We start from the raw sequence: 16,721 nt of genomic DNA on the forward strand, positions 1-16,721 counted from the left end.
TGTATGTTTTTTTTTGAAGCCGTAAAAATAGGAATATGTGTTTAGTCAAAAAAGCTATTTTAGTTGTTTTAAATTTTTTCCAAAAGAAGTAACTTTGAAATATGGTTCTATACATCCTGATAATCTTCTTTATCATCAGCCCCTTTTTCCCAGCCACTGGAAATCCGCACTGGTTTTTCAGAACTGCAGATTTTGTAAGGATTCAGTCATTGTTAATACAATTAATTTTATTGGGGATTTTTCTATATTTCGAAGAAAACTACACTGTTTTTAGCTGGATACTCCTCATAGCTTTGGTTGCATCGATTTTGTATCAGATTTATAAAGTGTTCCCATATAGTTCCCTTTTTCCGCGAAGAAGATCGCATGCTGTTAGTGATGGGCAAGTTTCCATTTTGGCAGGAAACGTTTTGCAGACCAATTCCTGCTTTCCAGATTTTTTGAATGAAATAAAACGTTTCGACCCAGATTTGGTGCTTGCGATGGAATCAAACAAAGACTGGGAAAACTGTCTTTCAGAAATTGAAGAAACCTATCCATACACAGTAAAAATTCCTTTGGAAAACTTTTATGGGATGCATGTTTATTCTAAAATAGAATTGCTAAACGTAGAAGTTAAGTATCAAATTGAAGACGATAAGCCCTCCATCTTTTTCGATTTTCCCATTGAAGGAGCCCCTCCTATCTTTTTCTGTTGCCTTCATCCCGCACCGCCCAGTCCCACTGAGAATGAAACTTCCAAAGAACGCGATGCAGAGTTGATGCTGACTGGAAAAAGAATCCGGAAGCTAGACAAACCCACGGTAGTTTGTGGTGATATGAACGATGTGGTATGGAGCAGAACCACGCGACTCTTCAAAAAAATGACGGGAATGATTGATCCGCGTGTGGGTCGTGGGTTCTTTTCCACCTATAATGCCAAATACTTTTTCCTTCGGTTTCCATTGGATCATCTTTTCCACACCCGGGATTTATATGTAGAAAAAATGGTTCGTTCCAAGAATTTTGGCAGTGACCATTTTGCGATGTACTATGAAATCCATCACAAAAAACAAGTCTCAACTCCCCGCAACCCAAAATTAAACGGGGATGATAAAGAAGAGATTGAGAATTTAATTGAAAAAGGTGAAGGCTAGGTTTAAAAATTTCTTGTAAGTTTTAAATTACAAAAATATATTGATTATTTTATTAACTTTCTGATTACTAATCAATAAACCCAATTTATGTTTTCAAAAACCAATCTTTTAAGTACGTTGGCCGCAGCAGTGTGGGCCTATTTTGGTGGTTATCTCCTATGGGGATTGCTAACCGTAGATTTTTTTAATGAACACTTAGGTTCTGCAACTGGGGTGATGAGGAATCCTCCGGATATGGTGCATCTTATTATAGGATGTATTATTGTTGCTTTTGCTTTTTCAACTATTTATGGAAAATGGGCTACGCCAGCCTATGGCACCGGAAGCGGATTCGCCTTTGGATTTTGGATTGCCATCCTAATAGGTTTGGGCGAAGGACTTGTAAATTTTGCAACATCTAATGTGATAGACATTACTGGAACTTTGGCAAATGCAGTGATAACAATTGTATTCTATGGTATTATGGGCCTCGTTGCAGGGTTTGTTTATAAAAGAACGACGTCGCAGCCTGCATGAGTTTTCACACCAAGGCATCGCGGGACGAACCCCCACACTTGAATTATAAAAAACAAAAAAAGTTTCAGTTTTCACTGAAGCTTTTAACTTGTACAGGCCCTTCGGCTGCGCTCAGGGTAAACTCCGAGACTCAAATTTGTGAAAACAAAAAAGCTTCCCTATTATGGGAAGCTTTTAACTTGTACAGGCCCTTCGGCTGCGCTCAGGGTAAACTCCGAGACTCACTCTTATAAAATAAAAAAGCCGACTCGTTAAAGTCGGCTTTCTACTTTTGTACAGGCGGAGAGACTCGAACTCTCACACCTCACGGCACTAGATCCTAAGTCTAGCGTGTCTACCAATTCCACCACGCCTGCATCAAAATCCTTTACAACACTTAGGACATATTGTAAAAGGAGTGCAAATATAAATAATACTTCTAAATGATTGTCAATTAATATTGAAATTTTTTATAAGTCTTTTTCTAACCGAGAAATCATCTCTCTTGATGTTTCTGTATCCATCAATTTCAAATGTTCAATCATTTGCAATTTGGTTTCCCGTGAAAATTCGGGGGGCTTGTTTTCAGCTTCAAAGTTATATCCACATTCAGCAAACAAATTATCGGACCAATCATTGCGCAGACAATCCATCACCAAATGAATTCGATCGGTTTGTCCTGCATTTCTAACGCTATGCGGCAAGTTGAAATTCCCGTACCAACATTCACTAGGCAACATTTTCACTTCTTCGGAATTGATAAAAAAATGAACGTTTTCATTTGTTGTAATTGGAATATGAATTCTGAAAATACCATCTTCATAACCTAAATTATAATCGGTGTGTTCTTTAATAACACTACCTGGTTTTAAGTTTAAAAGTCGGATTGATTCTTTTTCACATTCAAAAGAGTCAACAATCTCTCTAAAATAAACGCATTTTTCAAGCAGTTCTGTGTCTTTATATTTTTTTTCACCTTGCGGAAGCGCAAAAATATTATCCATTTCACCGTTTTGCGAACGCAATGCAATCGAAGTCCATTCTCCTGAATAATCATTTTTATTGAAGTGGGAAGTAAAATTGTAATTTTTACAAATTCCCAAATCGTTCAAAAGTTTTTCTTCCGAAAAGTGAAAAGGTAATTTCAAAAAGGCGGTTTTCATAAAATGAAAGCATTGGTTTGCCTCCCAAATTACACCATTTTTAGTACTTTTAGAAAAAATTGATTTATAATATGAAAAGCGCAAAACCTTATATTGAAAAAAACAAAGATCGATTTATAGATGAATTGATCGAACTGCTAAAAATACCTTCCATTAGCGCCGATTCAGCCTATAAAAAAGATGTTCTAAAAACTGCTGATGCTGTGAAAGACCAACTTAAAAAAGCGGGCTGCGATAAAGTAGAAATCTGCGAAACACCAGGTTATCCTATCGTTTATGGCGAAAAGTTGATTGATAAAAATTTACCAACTATTTTGGTTTATGGTCATTACGACGTGCAACCGCCAGATCCGTTAAATTTGTGGGTAAATCCACCTTTTGAGCCTACGATCAAAAAAACAAAAACACATCCCGAAGGTGCCATTTTTGCTCGTGGAAGTTGTGATGATAAAGGCCAAATGTATATGCACGTAAAGGCTTTGGAATATATGACCGAAACCGACCAACTACCTTGCAACGTAAAATTTATGATTGAAGGCGAAGAAGAAGTGGGAAGTAGTAGTCTAGAATGGTTTGTATCCAAAAACCGCGAAAAACTAGCCAACGATGTTATTTTAATCAGTGACACTGGAATGATAGCCCCCGACACACCCTCAATAACTACGGGCTTACGTGGTTTAAGTTATGTGGAAGTAGAGGTTACTGGCCCTAACCGCGATCTGCACAGTGGATTGTACGGAGGTGCCGTGGCAAACCCGATAAACGTTTTAACTAAGATGATTGCGTCTCTTCACGATGAAGATAATCATATTACTATTCCAGGATTTTATGACGATGTAGAAAACCTTTCAAAAGAAGAACGCGCAAAAATGGCGGAGGCACCTTTCAACCTTGAAAATTATGAAAAGTCAATAGGTATTAATTCCGTTTACGGCGAAAAAGGCTACTCAACCAATGAACGTAATTCCATTAGACCAACTTTGGACGTAAACGGAATTTGGGGCGGATACATTGGCGAAGGTGCCAAAACTGTGATTGCCAGTAGCGCTTTTGCAAAAATAAGTATGCGTTTGGTGCCAAACCAAGATTGGAAAAAGATTACGGAGCTTTTCAAAAATCACTTCGAAAGTATTGCTCCAAAAGGCGTTACTGTAAAAGTAACACCTCATCATGGTGGACAAGCCTATGTAACTCCAATTGACAGCTTGGGCTACAAAGCCGCTGAAAAAGCATACGAAGAAACCTTCGGAAAAACACCAATCCCACAGCGAAGTGGTGGAAGTATTCCGATTGTAGCGCTATTTGAAAAAGAATTAAAAAGCAAAACTATTTTGATGGGTTTCGGATTGGACAGCGATGCCATCCACTCCCCCAATGAACATTTTGGAATATGGAACTATTTAAAAGGAATTGAAACCATTCCGCAGTTTTATCATTTCTTTACAGAAATGAGTAAATAGTATATTTTAAGGCTGAGAAATATGAGCTCCACAAAACTGGCCCACTTTCTTTCTCAGCCTTATCCTTTTTATTATCGGGGAAAGACTTTAGCTGTTATCTCCTTCCTTATTTTTGCCGTTACCTTTCTCTTCAATTATCTTTTTCAACCTTTTCAGGTAACACTTTCGGAGCACCGTATGGGCTATGAATGGATTTGTGTGGTTCACGCCTTAATCCCTTCCCTTTTATTTTTATTTCTCTTCTCATTGATCCAACGAATCAATTCTATTGATGAAAAATGGCAAGTAAAAGAAGAAGTTTTAGTAATTCTAGGCTACTTAATTCTCGTGGGGATTTTCAATTTCCTTGTGCGCGACTTAATTTATAACAATCCAGATAATTGGTCTGTGCACCATTTTTGGGTGGAGTTGAAAAACACGCTCCTAGCTGGCATTTTGTTCATGTTTATTTTTATTCCTTTCAATTTTAAACGTCTTCACGATCGTTACCAAGAAAAGTCAGTACGATTAATTCCTCTTCATCCTTTATTTAAATCTTCGGAAAATGAAAATACAATTCCTATAATTACGCAATTGAAAGTTGATGATTTTGAATTGGAAATTAATCACTTCCTCTTTGCCAAATCTGAAAAAAATTATGTAGAAATCTATCTAGAACGCGAAAATAAAATTCAGAAATTGGTAAAACGAATCACCATGTCTGAACTGGAAAACCAATTGAAAGCAGTTTATTTTGTGGCTAAAACCCACCGTTCGTATTTATTGAATTTAAAAAAGATTGAAAACATCTCCGGAAATGCCCAAGGATATCAATTAAAACTAAAAAATTTTGAAAGCGTTATTCCGGTTTCGCGCAATAAAATTTCTTTTTTTGAAGAAAAAATGAAGGTTTTGAACCCTCATTCTTGATGCTTGTCCCTAAAGCTTGCTATTCATCCCAAGCCTTCTATAATCTCAACTTTCAGCCCTAAGTTTGCTGAAAATTAAACTGAATTTTATGGAACAAGCTAAAATAGCATTGCACCTTGCCTGGGCAGTTTTTCTTATTGTTTGGACAATAGGAGCATTTCAAACTAAAAAAGCAAGCCAACAAGAACCGCTTTTAAAACGCTTATTATGGTATTGGCTTCCACTAATTGTTGCAGGTTTACTTTTAGGCCCTACCGAATGGTTTATGGGTATGTGGATCCGAGAAAATTTTGTGGAGCATACCGACTTAGTAGGGATTATTGGCGCAAGTATAGCTTGGCTGGGAACGTTGCTCGCGTGTTGGTCGCGTTATCTACTCGGAAAAAACTGGAGTGTTTCCGTACAGTTGAAAAAGGACCATGAACTCATAAAAAAAGGGCCTTATAAAATTATTCGACATCCAATATACACTGCAATTTTACTGTTGTTTTTGGGTAATGTAATTATTGTGGGCGATTATCGCGGCATATTGGCCATAATCATTGTATTTCTTTCCCTTTGGCGAAAATTGAAATTGGAAGAGCAGTGGCTTACATTACATTTTGGAGAAACCTACAGAAATTACAAGGAAAAAACTAAAGCGCTGCTTCCTTGGGTTTTATAAATTTCAAGTAGTTCTCGACTGCCCTCAGTTTGGCACTCTCGAACTGACATTATATTTTCTTTACAAAATCAGTAATTAGTACAATCTGTTGGCCATCAACTTTGCCTTCAATATATTTTTCGTTTTCGTGATCGAGGGAAATTCTGCGCACGGCTGTTCCCTGTTTGGCAACCATACTGCTGCCTTTCACTTTTAAATCCTTTATAAGAACTACGGAATCTCCTGCTTCCAAAATAACACCGTTACTATCGCGATGAATAACAGCTTCTGCTTGACTTTCTGCAACACCAGCCTTTGCCCATTCTTTAGTTTCATCTTCCAGATACATCATATCCAGTAAGTCCTGTGGCCAGCCTTCGGCTTTCAAACGGTTCAACATGCGCCATGCCATAACCTGAACTGCGGGTATTGTACTCCACATACTATCATTAAGGCATCGCCAATGGTTAGGGATAACTTTTTCAGGATCTTCAATTTGTTCATTACAGGTATTGCAAATTAAAATGCTTATCTCAGCAACATCTCTTGGAGAGTCTGGCAGTTCGTAAACACTAAGATTTTCTTCAGAACCGCAAAGTTCACATGTATTACCACTCCGTTCTTGTAGACTTTTTTCTGAATTCATTTTTAAAATTTTTACTCTGTCGCCAAGGTTTTGGAGAATGAGGACGCAAAGATAACCGATTCAATTAAAAAGGTCCTTTGGAATTAGAAATTTTATCCCTTTAGCTTTTTTAGCCCTCTACATTTGTAGAATTAAAATATTTACTCTACGTTTGTAGAGTTAATTCTAATTTCACGCCAATGACCCTTTCAAACTCCGAAGAACAATTAATGCAACTTCTCTGGAAACAGGAACGCGCCTTTATGAAAGATTTGATAGAAGCATATCCAGAGCCAAGGCCTGCAACTACTACCGTAGCAACGCTTTTAAAAAGAATGCAGGACAAGAATTTTATAGATTACAAACAACTTGGGCGTTCGCGTGAATATTTTCCATTGGTAAAAAAGAAAGATTACTTTTCAAAACACGTAAATGGGTTGATTAAAAATTTCTTCAATAACAGTCCTTCGCAGTTTGCTTCATTTTTTACCGAAGAAACCAATCTTTCCAAAAAAGAATTGGAAACACTGAAAACATTAATAGATTTAGAAATTAAAAAGAAGTGATTATGGAAATGTACATTTTAAAATCCGCTGCCTGTCTCGCTCTGTTCTTCGCATTTTACAAACTGTTTTTGGAAAACACTTCCATACACACTTTTAAGCGTTTTTATTTATTTGGGAGCTTATTGGCATCCTTCTTAATTCCGTTAATAACGTTTACCACTTACGTAGAAACTTCGGTATTTATTGCATCTTATACAGAAGGAACGCCACAACTGATTTTTAGTGAAGCAGAAGAAACCATCAATTACTGGCCCTATGTTTTATGGACGGTTTACGGTTTGGGAGTTTTGTTTTTCAGTTTGAAATTTTTCAGGAATCTTTTCGGTTTAATTCAACAAATACAAAAGAACCAAAAATACCGAAACAGCAGTTTTATAAATGTTCTTTTATTGGAAACTGTAATTCCACATACTTTTTTCAATTATATATTTCTGAATAAGACACAATTTGAAAACCAAGAAATTCCTGCGGAAGTTATGCTTCACGAAGAGGCTCATGCACTCCAGAGGCACAGTTTGGATGTAATTTTTATTGAAATTTTACAGATCTTGTTTTGGTTCAACCCCTTTGTTTATTTTCTAAAAAGAAGTGTTAAACTAAACCATGAATTTCTAGCAGACCGCGCTGTTTTGAACGCTGGTGCAGAAACTTCAGCCTATCAAAAAATATTATTGGCATTCTCATCAAATGCTGTTACGCCTTCACTGGCACATTCACTCAATTATTCATCCATCAAAAAACGATTCACAGTTATGAAAAAACACACCTCAAAAAGAGCCATCTGGCTTCGAAGTCTTTTGTTACTACCATTATTATCCCTGTTGATTTATGGGTTTAGCACGAAAGAAATTGTAAAAAAGGAAATTCAATCAGAGATTGTTCAACAAAAAGCCACCAAAGCCGAAATTGCCGAATACAATAAACTGGCAAAAAAATACAACGCAGTGGACATTGAAAAACGAATCATTAAAAAGGATGATTTGGAACGGCTGGAAATCATTTATAAAAAAATGACCGATGAGCAAAAGGCAAATGCCGAACCTTTTCCAGAGTGCATTCCACCGCCACCGTCAGCTCCAAAAGTGAAGAAAGGCGAGAAAAGCGACATTCCGCCGCCGCCAGCTCCTAAAGCACCTTCAGCAGAAAATGGAAATTTATATACGCCAGCTCAAGCTCCGCCACCACCAAATCCAGACCCGGTAGAATATATAAAGGAATTAGGGAAACGTGGAGCCACTTTTTATATAGGCCCCCATAAATACAGTACAGATGAGGCGATTGAATTGGTGCGGAAAAGTAAAGAAGCTACCATTGATGTAAGCAAATACCCAGATGTACATTTGGGTGGTTGTTAACTTTAAGTGCTTAGTTCTCGACTGCACTTCGACTGCGCTCAGTGTGCCACGCTCAAACGGACAAAGAAAAAATGCTTCCAAACTTTAAAGTTTAGAAGCATTTTTTCTTTGTTAGAATTTTTTAAAGCTTATTCCAGGTATCGTTTAAAACATTTACGTCTGGCAACATTTTGTTGGGATCCAAAACTACACGCTGCACTTGTTTTGTGGTTTTTAAAAGATGTTCCCAGCTATTGCCACGCTGCCAAATTTCAACGGGAAGCGAAATGTTTTCGTTTGTATTGTCTGTATAAATAATTTGAAGGTGCACCGGCATTGGGATTTGACCATCGTTTTCAACCGTAATCAGATAATTACCTTGGTATGGTTTCACTTCAGTAATACCCAAATCTATGTTTCCGTTGCCATAAAACCAACCTTTCCAAAACCAAGCGAGATCTTCCCCAGCTACATTTTCAATATGATTGAAAAAGTCGTTCGGTTGCGGATGTTTGTAGGCCCAAGTGTGGATGTAACTTTTAAAGGCGTTGTCAAAACGTTCAGCTCCAAGAATGTATTCGCGGAGCAAATAAAGTCCCGCTGCGGGCTTATAATATGCAGTGTAAGCCAAATTTCTGGAATTAGCAACATCGGGATATGTATCAATACCTTCTCTATTTTCATTGGTAAGATATTGTATTAAATTCCGTGGAGAATCTTGGTTGGAAGTAAATTCGCCATTATTGAAATCTTTTGTACTGTAATGATTTATAAAGGTGTTGAAACCTTCGTCCATCCAAGGGTAGCGGCGTTCGTTGCTGCCAACGATCATCGGGAACCAGTTGTGTCCAAATTCGTGGTCGGTAACGTCCCAAAGATCCGCTGCTCCTCTATTTTTATATTCGCAAAAACTAACGCCTGGATATTCCATACCGCCAACGCTAGCAGCTACATTTATAGCATTTGGATAAGGAAATGAAAAATAGGTTTTTGAATAAAATTCTATCGAAGCTTTTGTAAATTCCGTGGAACGGGACCAAGCGGTTTTTCCATCACTTTCTTTCGGATAAACCGATTGAGCCAATGCCATTTTTCCTTCCGGAAGGTTAATTTTCGCGGCATCCCAGATAAACGCTTTTGAAGCAGCCCAAGCTACATCGCGAGTGTTTTCCATTTTAAAATGCCAAGTAACCATTCCACTGGTTTTGACGTGAGCGGTAGGTTTACCAACCTCATCGGGTTTTATGATATATACCGTTTCATCACTCTTTTCGGCTTGCGCCCAACGTTCCAGCTGTGTTTTGGTCAATACTTCGTTGGGGTTTACTAGTTTTCCGGAACAAATCACGGTTTGGTCTGCTGAAGCAGTTATTTTCACATCGTAGTTTCCATATTCGCAATAGAACTCTCCTGCTCCTAAATAAGGATCGGTGTTCCAGCCTACCACATCATCAAAAACTGCTACACGTGGATACCATTGCGCAATGGCGTAAATGGTTCCATCTTTTACATCCAGTCTACCCATGCGGTCCATACCTTCAACCGGAACTTTAAATTTAAAATTCATTTTTATATCAACCTCCCCACCTTTCGCAGCCAAAGGCTTATCCAGCCAAAGCTGCATCCGGGTATCTGTGATTAAATATTTTGTAGAAGTACCGGTCTTTGTTTTTGCTGAAACATCTGCCAATTCAAAACCACCTTCTGTATCACCATTATAACGGTTACCTTGCACAGGCGTTGTTAAAGTTCCACGAGAGTTTTCAGTAAAACGATCTTGTTCCAAATACAGCCATATAAAATCCAGAGTTTCGGGACTGTTATTTGTGTAGTGAATGGTTACATTTCCAGAAACGGTGTGGTTTTTATCGTCCAAGGTTGCTTCCAAATTGTAATCGGCGGAATTCTGCCAATATTCCGGGCCGGGTTTTCCCGATGCTGTACGGTAAACATCTCCCTGTCTGTAAGTAAAATTATCGAAAAGATGTTGGTTGTCTGGGATTACTTCCTGTGCGTTAATTAGGGCGGAGAAAGTAAAAAGGAGCATTGAGAAAAGTAAGCTGCTTTTAGAATATGTCATTTTATTTAATAATTAAGAAGAGAATGCGAAGGTAATAATTCAGATGTAAAAATCTTGTTAAAAAGCTTAGGTTTGCTTTACGTTAAGGGAAGTGATTGAAAAATCTATTTCATTTTTTTAGGATTCCATAATTAGCTTTTAGGCTTATCGGTCTTTTTTTCAAAAAAACGTTTGTACCAAGATCTTGAGATAACACTTTCGCTATAACCATAACCGTAACCATAATTATAACCGTTCAGCTTGTCAATCTTTACATCGTTTATTACGAATGCCATATTTTTTAGCCTATGGTTTTTATTTAACCCTTTAATAAATTCGAATAAGCGTTTATCGGTAAACTCTGCTCTTACAACAAATAAAGTGGAATCTGCATATTCGGATATTAAAAGAGTATCGGTTACCAATAATGTAGGAGCGCAATCCACAATGATATAATCAAACTCTTTTTTTACGGCATTTATAAAATCTTCAAAAGCTGGACTCGATAAAAGTTCTGGAGCATTTGGAGGAATGGCACCAGCAAAACACACCTTATGGAAATCATTTAAGCCAAAACCTTTATGAATGCAGTCTTTCCAGTCTATTTTTGGATCGTGCAAATAATTTGAAAGACCCACATTATTTTTGTCAATATTAAAATAGGTGTGTAATTGTGGGTTTCTTAAATCGGCGCCAACCAATAGAACTTTCTTTTTTATACTCGCATAGGCCAATGACAGATTTAGGGCAATCATGGTTTTTCCTTCTTCCTTTACGGAAGAGGTTACATAAATAACCTTGCCATCTTTTACTTTTTTGCCTAAAAGATAATTAACATTGGTGCTCAGAATCCTAAAAGATTCAGCAAGAATAGAACGATCGTTGGCTTGCGTAAAACTTTTGATATTTTCAAAATATGGAATTTCTGCCGCTATGGGAATATCTGCATGTAATTTCTCAACATCCGCCCGTTCATGGATCTTGGTGTCCATGGTAAATTTCATATAAAGAACTCCAACAGGAACCAAAAGCCCCATAAGCAGCGAAATAGCATAAACTACTTTTTTCTTTGGAGATACTGGTTTGCTATCGCTCAATCCGTAATCAACAACTTTAACCGAAGGGGCCGTTACCGCATAGTTAATTGCGGCCTCCTCTCTTTTTTGTAGAAGTAGAAGATATAGGCTTTCTTTTATACTTTGTTGCCTTTCTATGGAACGCAATATATTTTGTTTTTCTGGAATTCTGGAAAATTGGGCACCCGCCCGATTTTTTTGTTGGCTAAGTTGCGCAAGTGAAACGTTTTGTTGCTGTTGGTAAACGTTTACAGTATTTATAATATTCTGCTTTGTGCGACTCAACTGGCTAGACAATTCCTGTAATGTTGGATTGTTCTCACCTGCGCTGGCTGCCAATTTTTGACGTTCTAGTGCTATTTTGTTATAACTAGACACCAAAGAATTGATTCCGTTGCTCTCCAAGCCTATATCTGCTGGCAATAATCCATTGTCGCCCTGATCTGAAAGTGACTCACTCAATAATTTTGAAAGTTCAATTTGCGTTTCCAGTTTGTTTACTTCATCTTCGGCAATAGACTTTTTCTGTATGCTCATTCCAGCATCCGCCTCGATATAGGAAAGGTTGTTATTTCTCTGAAAAGATTCCTTTTTACCTTCTATTGTGCTCAGTTCGCCAGAAAGGTTTACAATTCTTTCATCCGTAAAATCAACCGTGCGTTTTGAAACCAATTGCCTATCCAAAACACCATCCTCATTAAAAGTTTCTATTATTTTGTTTAAAATGCGTTCATTCCTATCAGGGTTTTCCCCTTGGAGCGAGAGGGTGAGGATTTCACTTGTTTTGTTGGTAGCTTCCACCTTCATCTCTTCAATTAGGTACATTACCACTTCTTTAACAGGGCTTATAACTACTTCATAGGTGGCATCACTATAATCTTCCAGATTGATGTTGTTCAAAAGCGTTACACTTAGGGGGAAATATTTTGTGGGAATACTCGCCTGACTTGGTAAAACGGTTAGTTTATGATCTTGCTTATCGACAAACGAAAGCCCAGAAGCATTTACAGATACGGTATAGGAAAGGGGATCAATCAAACTATCTTTCGGAAATTCTTTGGTGACAATAAATGGCGCGTCCCAAATTTCGGTGGTTTTAAGTTTCCCCACTACTGCATAAGTAACATCTAAATCCATTTCGTTGACAACATGGCTCAAGATTCGGTAAGACTCCAAAACTTCTATTTCATTATCCATATTAATCTTGGAGTTTCCGTTCAAGATTGACATGGGGTCCATGGAAATGTTCAGTTGTTTGGAATCGTCCAATACTTTTATTTTGGCCACCGATTCAAAAATTACGGGCGCATAGCGAAGGTAAAAAAACCCTATCACGAGGCTGATTAAAATAGCTACCAGGAACCATGGCCAATACCGCAAATATTTGGACAAGGCTTTCTTGATATCAAATTGTTCTTCTTCTTCTCGAATATCCAGTGAATATGGAGGTGATCCTTTCATTTTTTATTTTACTATTAATACAACTGCCGTAAGCGCAATAGACACAATGGTTAATACTATACCTGCATCACCAATAATACCAGCACTTTTTACTTTGGCATTGTTAGGGTTTACCACAATAAAATCATTGGGTTTTATATAATAATGGGGGGTGTTGAACCACTCTGCACTAGTTAAATCAATATGCACCACTTTACGAATACCGTTTTCCTCGGTTATTAAAAGAATGTCGTCTCTCTGTCCATTTATGGTTAAGTCTCCTGCATATCCCAACGCTTGGGGAAGGGTAATGTTTTGCTCAGTAAAGGTATAGGTCCCTGGGGTTTTTACTTCTCCCAAGATGGTAACTTTGGCATTCAACAGTCGAACGCTCACTGTGGGTTCCTTAAGGTGTCCGCCATCCTTCAAAAGCTTTTCTATGCCCTTTTCTACTTCTGCCGTTGTATTTCCACTAACTGTAATTTTACCCAAAACGGGGAAAACAATAGTCCCTTCCTTTGAAACCAAATAGCCTTGAAGTTTGATAATATCCAAACTGGGACTTGATGTGGAAGAGACAGTCTGAACGTTATATGGAATGGTTGTCTCTGGCACTAAAGCACTTACAGTAATGCTTAAAATATCGTTGGGTTGAATTTTTGACGATTCATATTCTATGTTTTGATAAGCATAGAGGTCTGCGTCCTGTAGGTACAAAATTTCCTTTTTGCTAACACACGATTGTAATACCAATGTTAATAGTATTAGTATTATTTTGATTTTATTTTTCATTTTATCTCTATGAAATTTACAACGGTTAGTTTGCTGTTTACTACATTAGTAATACAACGAATTTACTTAATATATTTGAAATAGAAATTAGGAATGTGTTTTCAAAATTATATTTAATTAATCCATTTTTTTCTATAATTCTATCTTTTTTACTGAGTTCCAGTCTATTTTTTTTTCAGCGGTTTCAATATCTATAAACTCAAAATCTGTAAGCCATTGCTCAAGTTTCTTTTTTGAAGATTTTAAGCCTACATAACTTTTTAATTTTCGCGGAATAGACAGTTCCTTTATTACGGGTTGGCCAGGATCTAGGTCCCGGGGATGGATATAGCTCATGACATAGGGATGCTTGGCGGTCCATTTCTTTAATAATGGATAGGGTGCCAAACGAAAATAGCCACCTCCTGAATAAATAAATGTCTGGCCTAATACGGTATGTGTGTTTATGGGGAATTCCCGCAATTGAATCCCGTTGTACCGCAAGATGGATGGTTCCGCAATACCATAAGTAGGCATGCCGCCATGTGCTCTTCCCGTGGGAAATACGGAAGAATCGGTTTCAATTCCCAATTCAAAAAGAACCTCAAAGGCCCATTTGTTTTTTTCGGTAATGGAAAAACCGGGAGCACGGAATATGCGCACTTTTTTTCCTGAAATATCTTCCAAGGTTTTTATGGAACGGCCCACATCTTCTTTGAATTCTTCTCTTTTTTGTTCAAAAACCAATTGGTGTAAATGTGTATGACTGCCTATTTCGTAACCTCGGTTCACAATTTCCTTGACCACCTCAGGATATTGCTCCGCTATCCACCCCACAACAAAAAAAGAGGCTTTCACATCCGTTTTATCCAATATTTCAAAAATGGTTTCCATATTTTCATGAATCCTTGATTCATAATTGGACCATTCCTTTTCCGTTTTAGTGGAAGCATTGTCCAGAATATGAAACCACTCCTCTATGTCGAACGTTAAAATATTCATTGATTCATCCCTTTTTTTTGTTCTCTAAATTTTGGATTAAACTGTTTTGCCAAGCCTGAATAGGTTCCCATTATAAAAGGCATGGGATCCGTAAATTCACCATCCTGCAAAAAATGTTCTGCTGAAAAGAACCGTTTTGTCCATTGCTTAAACGCTGAGAACTTACCTTTGTTAGAAAGAAGCCAGAGCAAATCCATGCTAAAATAGCGTAAATACTTACCGGGTTTATAAGTATAGATTTCAAGGGGATTATTAAGCGAAAGTGCCACAATAGATCGCGGAAAATCCACCCCTGAAATTACAGAAGCTTTAATGCAAGCAGGCACTCGCGGGTTTATTTCCATAATTTGGATATTCCCGTTTCGTGGGTCTTCAATCAAATCGAAATCTGCAAAGCCTTCCCACCCTATTATCTGCAATACCTTTGCACAAATTTCTACCAGTTCCTCTTTTTCAATGGTACGATTAAAGCAACTGCTGCCCCCATTTATTGGGTAATATCTATGTTTTTCGATTACGGTACTATTAATCACTTTTTTATCATTCATTAAAATCTGGACCTTATACTGAATCCCACCTTGGGGAATAAATTCCTGAAGGTGGCAGTTCCCAAACTCATCGTAGATAGCTCCGTAATGTTCCCAAAGTTCCTCAAAACTGTTTACTTTTTTGAAACCCCTCGCCCCTGTTGTTTCATTGGGTTTTATAAGTGCTGGAAAATTAAAACCTGACGGTTCAAACCCCTTTTTTAAAGTTGAAATGTCCAAGCTTTTTGGATGTGGTAAATTATTTTCGGCGCAGATCTGCATCAATTGGTTTTTATCATATCCCTTCATAAAAATAGGATAGTCCGGAATTGAAAATTTCACTTTTTCCTGTAGTACCGTTTTATGTTCGCTTAAATATTTTGCAGAATAATCGTTCATAGGCACGACCACATCCAAACCTTCCTTCTCTAGGTAATCCAAAAAAAAGTCATGGAATTTCGCCGTTTCCTTTTGGGTAGACGGACAAATAATTTTGGTATGTGCATAGCGTGTATGGTAGCCGTAGGACAATTTTGTATCACAAAACAGCACTACTTCATATCCCGCCTTTTTAAGTTGTTTGGCAAAGATTACTGCCTGTATTGTCTGCCCATCCAACAATCCTACTTTTATCATTTTTTCTTGTTTTAATATGTTTCCAAAATTTTACGTGGTGACAGCCTTATTGAAAAATGACCACCATATGGACGCAAAGAAAAATATTTTTATTCAATGTAATTTCAGGGATTAGGGTTTAGAAAGTTAGTGCTTTTTAGGTTGAAAATAAGATTTGGCCAGAGGAATTAAAATACTGAACAAGGTTTTCATGGATTTATAGGTAATGCGTTCCGGTTGTTTAGAAAGTCTATAAACCCATTCAAAACCATTTTTGTGCATCCAAGCAGGAGCCCTTTTTACGGTTCCCGCAAAATATTCAAAGGCCAAGCCAACACCAACTGAAATCGTATTTTCAAGATGCGGTTGTAACAGTGCCATAATGCGTTCCTGTTTGGGAGCTCCAAGTCCACACCAAAAAAAAGTGGGTGCCAAGGCATTGACTCCCTTTGCTAAACCTTCAATGTCAAACTCCTCCAAAGGTTGAAATGGAGGCGAAACCAAAGCTTTTATATCCAGACCTGGGTATTTTGCCAATAGGTTTTTTTTAAGGGAGTCTAAGGAGTTTTGTGAACTTCCATAGAAATAATGTGAATATCCTTTTTCTTTGGAAACGCTGAATATTGCATCCATTAAATCCTTGCCTGAAGTTTTCCCTACCTCATCAACCCCTTGGTTGTGCGCTATCCAAACCAAAGGCATTCCATCAGGAACAGTAAGCAACGAACCATTTTGAATTGCACAGTATTCCTCTTCATGGTTTGAAATATAAACTGTGCGTGAATTGGTTACACACACATATCCATACTTTTTATTGGTAATCGCATTAATTAAAAAATCAAAAGCCGTGGTCAGGTTTACTTTTGAAATTCCTATTTTGTCAATGTAATAACGTTGCAT

The 16,721-nt window shown here is 37.5% G+C and carries 15 protein-coding genes and 1 tRNA gene; 7 read left to right on the forward strand and 9 right to left on the reverse strand.

Features of this window, described 5'->3' with window-relative positions; genetic code table 11:
* Positions 1 to 101 precede the first annotated feature (101 nt).
* Together ESU54_RS15940 and ESU54_RS15945 are read left to right on the forward strand one after the other, a co-directional pair.
* Positions 102 to 1,136 (forward strand): endonuclease/exonuclease/phosphatase family protein, encoded by a 1,035-nt coding sequence (locus ESU54_RS15940; RefSeq protein WP_111845508.1) that lies wholly within the window; start codon positions 102 to 104, stop codon positions 1,134 to 1,136.
* A gap of 87 nt (positions 1,137 to 1,223) precedes the next feature.
* Positions 1,224 to 1,652: a hypothetical protein gene (locus tag ESU54_RS15945; RefSeq protein ID WP_111845507.1), complete on the forward strand. Its 429-nt coding sequence runs from the start codon at positions 1,224 to 1,226 to the stop codon at positions 1,650 to 1,652.
* Positions 1,653 to 1,926: 274 nt separating this feature from the next.
* On the opposite strand, the gene ESU54_RS15950 is transcribed toward ESU54_RS15945, so the two are convergent.
* Both ESU54_RS15950 and ESU54_RS15955 read right to left on the reverse strand, forming a co-directional pair.
* Positions 1,927 to 2,008 (reverse strand) — tRNA-Leu (locus ESU54_RS15950).
* A gap of 93 nt (positions 2,009 to 2,101) precedes the next feature.
* Positions 2,102 to 2,794, reverse strand: coding sequence for an aspartyl/asparaginyl beta-hydroxylase domain-containing protein (locus tag ESU54_RS15955; RefSeq protein WP_111845532.1), 693 nt, complete (start codon positions 2,792 to 2,794; stop codon positions 2,102 to 2,104).
* Positions 2,795 to 2,865: 71 nt separating this feature from the next.
* Between ESU54_RS15955 and ESU54_RS15960 the strand changes: the two genes are divergently transcribed.
* The 3 genes from ESU54_RS15960 (at position 2,866) to ESU54_RS15970 (ending at position 5,827) form a co-directional block, all read left to right on the forward strand.
* On the forward strand, positions 2,866 to 4,254 hold the full coding sequence (locus tag ESU54_RS15960) for a dipeptidase (protein ID WP_111845506.1): 1,389 nt from the start codon (positions 2,866 to 2,868) through the stop codon (positions 4,252 to 4,254).
* Between the two features lie 21 nt (positions 4,255 to 4,275).
* Entirely contained in the window at positions 4,276 to 5,163 is an 888-nt protein-coding gene (locus tag ESU54_RS15965; RefSeq protein ID WP_111845505.1) for a LytR/AlgR family response regulator transcription factor, read from the forward strand.
* Positions 5,164 to 5,251: 88 nt separating this feature from the next.
* Positions 5,252 to 5,827 (forward strand): methyltransferase family protein, encoded by a 576-nt coding sequence (locus ESU54_RS15970; protein ID WP_111845504.1) that lies wholly within the window; start codon positions 5,252 to 5,254, stop codon positions 5,825 to 5,827.
* A 49-nt stretch (positions 5,828 to 5,876) separates the two neighbouring features.
* Here the strand turns inward: ESU54_RS15970 and ESU54_RS15975 are convergent, their stop codons facing one another.
* On the reverse strand, positions 5,877 to 6,452 hold the full coding sequence (locus tag ESU54_RS15975) for a PhnA domain-containing protein (protein ID WP_111845503.1): 576 nt from the start codon (positions 6,450 to 6,452) through the stop codon (positions 5,877 to 5,879).
* 179 nt (positions 6,453 to 6,631) lie between these two features.
* Between ESU54_RS15975 and ESU54_RS15980 the strand changes: the two genes are divergently transcribed.
* Together ESU54_RS15980 and ESU54_RS15985 are read left to right on the forward strand one after the other, a co-directional pair.
* Entirely contained in the window at positions 6,632 to 6,997 is a 366-nt protein-coding gene (locus ESU54_RS15980) for a BlaI/MecI/CopY family transcriptional regulator (protein ID WP_111845502.1), read from the forward strand.
* 2 nt (positions 6,998 to 6,999) lie between these two features.
* Positions 7,000 to 8,352, forward strand: coding sequence for a M56 family metallopeptidase (locus ESU54_RS15985; protein WP_111845501.1), 1,353 nt, complete (start codon positions 7,000 to 7,002; stop codon positions 8,350 to 8,352).
* A gap of 121 nt (positions 8,353 to 8,473) precedes the next feature.
* Here ESU54_RS15985 and ESU54_RS15990 read toward each other — a convergent pair whose 3' ends face one another.
* The 6 genes from ESU54_RS15990 to ESU54_RS16015 form a co-directional block, all read right to left on the reverse strand.
* Positions 8,474 to 10,411, reverse strand: coding sequence for a M1 family metallopeptidase (locus ESU54_RS15990; protein WP_111845500.1), 1,938 nt, complete (start codon positions 10,409 to 10,411; stop codon positions 8,474 to 8,476).
* A gap of 131 nt (positions 10,412 to 10,542) precedes the next feature.
* On the reverse strand, positions 10,543 to 12,927 hold the full coding sequence (locus tag ESU54_RS15995) for a GumC family protein (protein ID WP_111845499.1): 2,385 nt from the start codon (positions 12,925 to 12,927) through the stop codon (positions 10,543 to 10,545).
* 3 nt (positions 12,928 to 12,930) lie between these two features.
* The gene (locus ESU54_RS16000) at positions 12,931 to 13,623 is read right to left on the reverse strand and encodes a polysaccharide biosynthesis/export family protein (RefSeq protein WP_235004620.1); all 693 of its coding nucleotides are present in this window, start codon (positions 13,621 to 13,623) and stop codon (positions 12,931 to 12,933) included.
* Positions 13,624 to 13,830: 207 nt separating this feature from the next.
* The gene (locus ESU54_RS16005) at positions 13,831 to 14,679 is read right to left on the reverse strand and encodes a polysaccharide deacetylase family protein (protein WP_111845497.1); all 849 of its coding nucleotides are present in this window, start codon (positions 14,677 to 14,679) and stop codon (positions 13,831 to 13,833) included.
* On the reverse strand, positions 14,676 to 15,842 hold the full coding sequence (locus ESU54_RS16010; RefSeq protein WP_111845496.1) for a carboxylate--amine ligase: 1,167 nt from the start codon (positions 15,840 to 15,842) through the stop codon (positions 14,676 to 14,678). Before ESU54_RS16010 ends, ESU54_RS16005 begins: the two co-directional genes overlap by 4 nt.
* Before the next feature lie 126 nt (positions 15,843 to 15,968).
* Positions 15,969 to 16,721 carry a WecB/TagA/CpsF family glycosyltransferase gene (locus tag ESU54_RS16015; RefSeq protein WP_111845495.1) on the reverse strand — a complete coding sequence of 251 codons (753 nt, stop codon included), beginning with the start codon at positions 16,719 to 16,721 and terminating at the stop codon, positions 15,969 to 15,971.

Source organism: Aequorivita antarctica, from assembly GCF_007997155.1.
GTDB lineage: Bacteria > Bacteroidota > Bacteroidia > Flavobacteriales > Flavobacteriaceae > Aequorivita > Aequorivita antarctica.

Excerpts from the sequence above, each read along its gene's own strand:
- ESU54_RS15975 (WP_111845503.1), bottom strand. The coding sequence starts at position 6,452 with ATGAATTCAGAAAAAAGTCTACAAGAACGGAGTGGTAATACATGTGAA.
- ESU54_RS15980 (WP_111845502.1), top strand. The coding sequence starts at position 6,632 with ATGACCCTTTCAAACTCCGAAGAACAATTAATGCAACTTCTCTGGAAA.
- ESU54_RS15985 (WP_111845501.1), top strand. The coding sequence starts at position 7,000 with ATGGAAATGTACATTTTAAAATCCGCTGCCTGTCTCGCTCTGTTCTTC.
- ESU54_RS15970 (WP_111845504.1), top strand. The coding sequence starts at position 5,252 with ATGGAACAAGCTAAAATAGCATTGCACCTTGCCTGGGCAGTTTTTCTT.
- ESU54_RS15965 (WP_111845505.1), top strand. The coding sequence starts at position 4,276 with ATGAGCTCCACAAAACTGGCCCACTTTCTTTCTCAGCCTTATCCTTTT.
- ESU54_RS15990 (WP_111845500.1), bottom strand. The coding sequence starts at position 10,411 with ATGACATATTCTAAAAGCAGCTTACTTTTCTCAATGCTCCTTTTTACT.
- ESU54_RS15960 (WP_111845506.1), top strand. The coding sequence starts at position 2,866 with ATGAAAAGCGCAAAACCTTATATTGAAAAAAACAAAGATCGATTTATA.
- ESU54_RS15945 (WP_111845507.1), top strand. The coding sequence starts at position 1,224 with ATGTTTTCAAAAACCAATCTTTTAAGTACGTTGGCCGCAGCAGTGTGG.
- ESU54_RS16010 (WP_111845496.1), bottom strand. The coding sequence starts at position 15,842 with ATGATAAAAGTAGGATTGTTGGATGGGCAGACAATACAGGCAGTAATC.
- ESU54_RS15955 (WP_111845532.1), bottom strand. The coding sequence starts at position 2,794 with ATGAAAACCGCCTTTTTGAAATTACCTTTTCACTTTTCGGAAGAAAAA.
- ESU54_RS16005 (WP_111845497.1), bottom strand. The coding sequence starts at position 14,679 with ATGAATATTTTAACGTTCGACATAGAGGAGTGGTTTCATATTCTGGAC.
- ESU54_RS15940 (WP_111845508.1), top strand. The coding sequence starts at position 102 with ATGGTTCTATACATCCTGATAATCTTCTTTATCATCAGCCCCTTTTTC.
- ESU54_RS15995 (WP_111845499.1), bottom strand. The coding sequence starts at position 12,927 with ATGAAAGGATCACCTCCATATTCACTGGATATTCGAGAAGAAGAAGAA.
- ESU54_RS16015 (WP_111845495.1), bottom strand. The coding sequence starts at position 16,721 with ATGCAACGTTATTACATTGACAAAATAGGAATTTCAAAAGTAAACCTG.